Source organism: Nonomuraea sp. K271 (assembly GCF_009908215.1).
Lineage (GTDB): Bacteria > Actinomycetota > Actinomycetes > Streptosporangiales > Streptosporangiaceae > Nonomuraea > Nonomuraea longispora.
This window is the reverse complement of sequence record NZ_JAAAHR010000313.1, coordinates 1-4,450: the sequence shown is the minus strand read 5'-3', so window position 1 is coordinate 4,450 and position 4,450 is coordinate 1. Positions and strand designations below refer to the sequence as shown.

The window sequence follows — 4,450 nt, the reverse complement described above, 5'->3', positions numbered from 1 at the left end:
CCCCACCGGACGGCTGACCCGCCCCACCGAACGGCTGACCGGTCCGCGTGCGCGCCGGCCGACGCCTACCCCAGCGAGTTGTCCGTGGTGCCGTCGCCACCATGAGTTCCGGGCGGAGACGCGAAACATCCGGCCGGAAGTGTCCGGTCGGATGTTTCTGAGGTCGGCGGTCAGCTCACCGGCGCCGACGACGACGCCGGCGCGCACTCGCGCCGGAAGAGTCCGGATATAGGTCCGGATTGGGCACTGGTTGACGTGCGATGCCGAAGTAGTGCAGCAGAGACATGGTGACCTCCGTGGTCGTGCCGCTGACGGGACCGTCATGTGCCCGTCTCCCCTGCGACAACACCCCGCCTGTGTCACGTGTGCCCGTTCGGGATGCTTCTGACCGGGTTTTTACCCCCGGGCGACGACTCTCGCCTTCCGCAAACCCTTGATCGGCCAAAGTCCCGCCCATACTCTGCCCGTGCGGATCATCCCCCTGGCCGAACCGACGGACGGAGTCACCCTCTCATGCTGACCAGGACGAAGGCCGCGTTCGTGACCTCGGTGGCCGCGATCGCCCTGGCGGGCACGCCGCCCGTGGCGCACTCCCAGGCGACGGCGGCCGGCGCGGCCTCCTGCCCGCTGGTCTTCGGGCACGGCGGCTATCCTTCCGGGCCGAACCCCTGGGAACGCGACCAGATCCGCCAGCCCAACAACGCCCGCGCCGTGAACGCCCAGCAGGATTGGGGCGCCGACGGGGTGGAGGGCGACGTGCAGCTCACCCAGCACGGCACCAAGGCCGTCATGTGGCACAACACCACCACCAACGGGTTGACGGGCACCAGGAAGAACATCACCGATCTCTGGTGGACGGCCGGAAGCGACAATCTGCGCGACCGCCGCATCGCACGCGGCCCGTACGCGGGGGAACAGGTGCACACGCTGCGGCAGTGGCTCGACCACGTGCGCTCAGCCGGCCTGATCGCTCTGCTGGAGGTCAAGCCCGAGGCCAGAGCCGTGCTCTCCGACCCCGCCTACGCGACGGCCGCGTGGAAGGAGATCTCCGACCCGATCAAGGAACGCCAGGCCTCGCACCGCATCCTGGTCTACTCGCAGGACTCCTGGATCCAGGCCGAACTCGCCGAGCGCCATCCCGGCCTGCTCAAGGGCCCCGAGGCGCGCTGGACCGACAGCGTCAGCTGGGCGGAGCCGCCACCCGCCTGGAACGGCAACGTGAGCCGCTGGCGGGAGGTGCTGGCCCAGGCGCCGAAGAGCGTGATGACGAACTTCACGAAGGAATATCGCGCCTGGCTCACCGACGCCTGCGGCTGAACGCACCGCTCCACGCCCCACTGGGTCCTCCGGCAGACCGGCACCCGGAGCTCCATCCCGGCGCCGGCGGCCGGGCGTACACGATGAACTGTGCAGGCCCGCCCTCCCGTTTCCAAGGGCATGCGCCGCCGGTCCTCGGCCGTCCCCCGGAGTCATGACGGCGCCTGTACGCCTGACGTGCGGCTCACCACACGTCCAGGCCCGGCCTCCGGGCGGGAGGGCCGGCGGCGAGGCAGGAACACGGAGATGGCCATGCCGGCGACCCCTGCGGCCGCCGAGATGATCAACGCGTAGCGCAGGCCGTCCTGCGTGGGGAGCGAGGCGGCGCCCAGCCGCACGGTGTGCGCGGCCAGCACGGTGCTGATCACCGCGCTGGCCGTCGCCGTGCCGATGGAGCGCATCAGCGAGTTGAACCCGTTGGCCGCGGCCGTCTCCGAGACGGGCACCGCGCTCATGATCGAGGCCGGCATCGCGGCGTAACCGAGGCCGGCCCCCGCCGAGACGATGGTCGCGGCCAGCGCGACGTGCCAGACCTCCGTCATCACGGCCAGCGCGCCGGCGTAGCCCGCGACGGCGAGCAGGGCGCCGAGGATGAGCGTCACCTTGGGGCCGTAGGCGCCGGTGATGCGGGCCGAGACGGGCGAGAGCAGGATCATCATGCCGCCGCCCACCGCCATGCAGAGCCCGGCCTCGAACAGGGAGAGCCCGAGCCCGTAACCGGTGGCGGGCGGAGCCTGGAGCACCTGGGGGAAGACGAGCTGGGTGCCGAACATGGCGAATCCGAACGCGATGGACGCCAGGTTGGTGAGCAGCACCTGACGCCGGGTGGTGGTCCGCAGGTCGACCAGAGGGTTGGCGACCCGCAGCTCCACGAACGTCCAGACGGCGAAGATGACGGCCGCCGCGGCGAACAACCCCAGGGTGAGCGGGCTCGTCCAGCCCCAGCTGCCGCCCTTGCTGATGGGCAGCAGAAAGCACACCAGGCCGGCCGACAGGCCCACCACGCCGGGGAAGTCGAAGCGTCCGCCCGCGCGCAGCGACGAGTCGGGCACGATCGTGAGGGTCAGGACCAGGCCCGTCGCCCCCATCGCGGCGGCCACCAGGAAGAGCATGTGCCAGTCGGCGTACTGTGCGACGACGGCGCCCACCGGCAGCCCGATCGCGCCGCCCGCGCCCAGCGTCGCGCTCATCAGGGCCATGGCCGAGCCCAGCCGCCCGGACGGCAGCAGGTCACGCATGATGCTGATGCCGAGCGGGATCACGCCGACCGCGCAGCCCTGGAGCGTACGGCCGAGCACCACGAGGGGCAGGGAGCTGGTGAAGACGCAGATCGCCGATCCGATGACCATCAGGGCGAGGCTGATCACCATCATGCGGCGCTTGCCGTACATGTCGCCCAGCCGCCCGCTCACCGGCGTGAACACCGCCGAGGACAGCAGCGTGGAGGTGATGGCCCAGGACGCGTCCTCCGCCGGGGCCGACAGCAGCCGCGGCAGGTCGGGGATGATGGGCACCATCAGGGTGAACATCATCGACACGACCATGCCGCTGAAGGCCAGGGCTGCGGTGACGAGCCCGCTCGATCTGCTGGGGGATGGGGGAAGCGCCACCGGGCTCCGTTCGGTCGGGGACAGGACAGCACAAGGCTGCCAGACACCGCGAATGGAATACCCACCCCCCCGCTCGCGCCAGACCTCGGCCCGGCCGCCCGCGCGCCCGCGGGCCGTCAAGGACGGCCCGCGGGCGTCGCGGTGAGGCGAGGGTCAGGCGCAGGCGATGGAGCCGTCGAACGGGCAGGGGTCGCCGGGCGCGGTGTAGGCGACCCGGTCCACCTGGAACGTGAGCGTCTTGCCCGGGTCCTCGAACGGACCCATGTGCTCGGTCAGCGTGTCGCTCCCCCACACGTTGAGGAACAGGTTGGCGTCGAGCTTGGGCAGCCGCGCCGCGTCCGTGATCGAATGCACCTTCGTGCCGTTGACGTAGTAGTCGATCTTACTGTCCGACCACACCATGCCCACGTCCACGAACCCCTCGGGGATCGACGCCAGCGTCTCCCCCAGCGGCGTGCCGTCGTCCCAGGCCACGAGCTTGGCCTTGCCCGGGTCGCGGCCCATGACCTTGATGTCGATGGCCTCGCCGGTGACGTACGTGAACATCGCCGACATCAGGCCCGACCCGGTGACCCCTTTCAGCCGGGCCTCGTACGTGCCGTGCCCCAGCCGCTGGCGGGTCTGCACCTCGGCGCAGGCGTACTGCCGGTCGCCGGCCGCCATCTTGGCGAACGACAGGTTCAGCATGCCTCCGGAGGCGGCGACCTGGTCGCGGGCCCAGGTGCAGTTCTGCTGGGCGCCGTTGTTCCAACCGTCGGAGACGTACCAGCGGGAGGTGTCGAGGGTGTCGAAGTCGTCGACGAACGACGTGGTGACCGAGCAGGCGACCGAGCCGGTGAACTGGCACGGGTCACCGAGCTTGGTGTAGGCGATGTGGTCGTAGGACGCCTCGACGGGATGGCCGGGGTAGGTGAAGGGGCCCATCCAGTCGGTCAGCGTGTCGCTGCCCCAGATCTGGGCGTACAGGAGCTGCTCGTGGGTGGGCACCTGGCCGCCGGTCAGGGTCTTGACCAGCTTGCCGTTGACGAAGAAGCGCAGCCGGCCCGGCTCCCACACGTACGCGAAGTCGACGTAGGTCGAGGCCGAGTCGGCCGGGAGCGCGACGGGGAAGCCGCCGGAGGAAGTGCCGTTGACCCACGAGTTCACCTCGACCTTGGTGGTGTCCTTGCCGAGCACCTCGAAGTCGATCTCGTCCCACGGCTGGTCGTGCACCGGGCCGATGTAGGAGAAGAAGGCGGAGTTCAGGCCGCTGCCCTTGCCCGCCTTCATCCTCGTCTCGAACGTGCCGTAGCTCAGCCGGGCACGCGACTGCACCTCGGCGCACGAGTAGTCGCGCTCCCCGTACGCCTTGTCGTCGAAGGTGATGGTGAGCGCTCCGCCCTCCACCCGTACGTTGTTCCTGTTGAACTGGCAGTTCTGGTGGTCGCCGTTGTTCCAGCCGTCGGAGACGTACCAGCGGCTGGTGTCGAGCGCGCCGTCGAAACGGTCGATGAACGACTCGCCCGCGGCGGCGGTGGCGGTGG

At 70.2% G+C, this 4,450-nt stretch carries 3 protein-coding genes; 1 reads left to right on the top strand and 2 read right to left on the bottom strand.

Annotated elements, in window-relative coordinates; translation table 11 throughout:
- Positions 1–513 precede the first annotated feature (513 nt).
- Positions 514–1,317, top strand: a complete 804-nt coding sequence (locus GUY59_RS46200) for a glycerophosphodiester phosphodiesterase family protein (protein WP_138208681.1) — start codon at positions 514–516, stop codon at positions 1,315–1,317.
- Positions 1,318–1,469: 152 nt separating this feature from the next.
- Here GUY59_RS46200 and GUY59_RS46195 read toward each other — a convergent pair whose 3' ends face one another.
- Complete coding sequence (locus GUY59_RS46195) at positions 1,470–2,927, bottom strand: MFS transporter (RefSeq protein WP_252375277.1); 1,458 nt, start codon at positions 2,925–2,927, stop codon at positions 1,470–1,472.
- Between the two features lie 153 nt (positions 2,928–3,080).
- The coding region (locus GUY59_RS46190; protein ID WP_161715103.1) for a family 16 glycosylhydrolase at positions 3,081–4,450 on the bottom strand (1,370 nt) is incomplete at its 5' end.

Coding starts and splice junctions, on each gene's coding strand:
- GUY59_RS46200 (WP_138208681.1), top strand. CDS start 514: ATGCTGACCAGGACGAAGGCCGCGTTCGTGACCTCGGTGGCCGCGATC.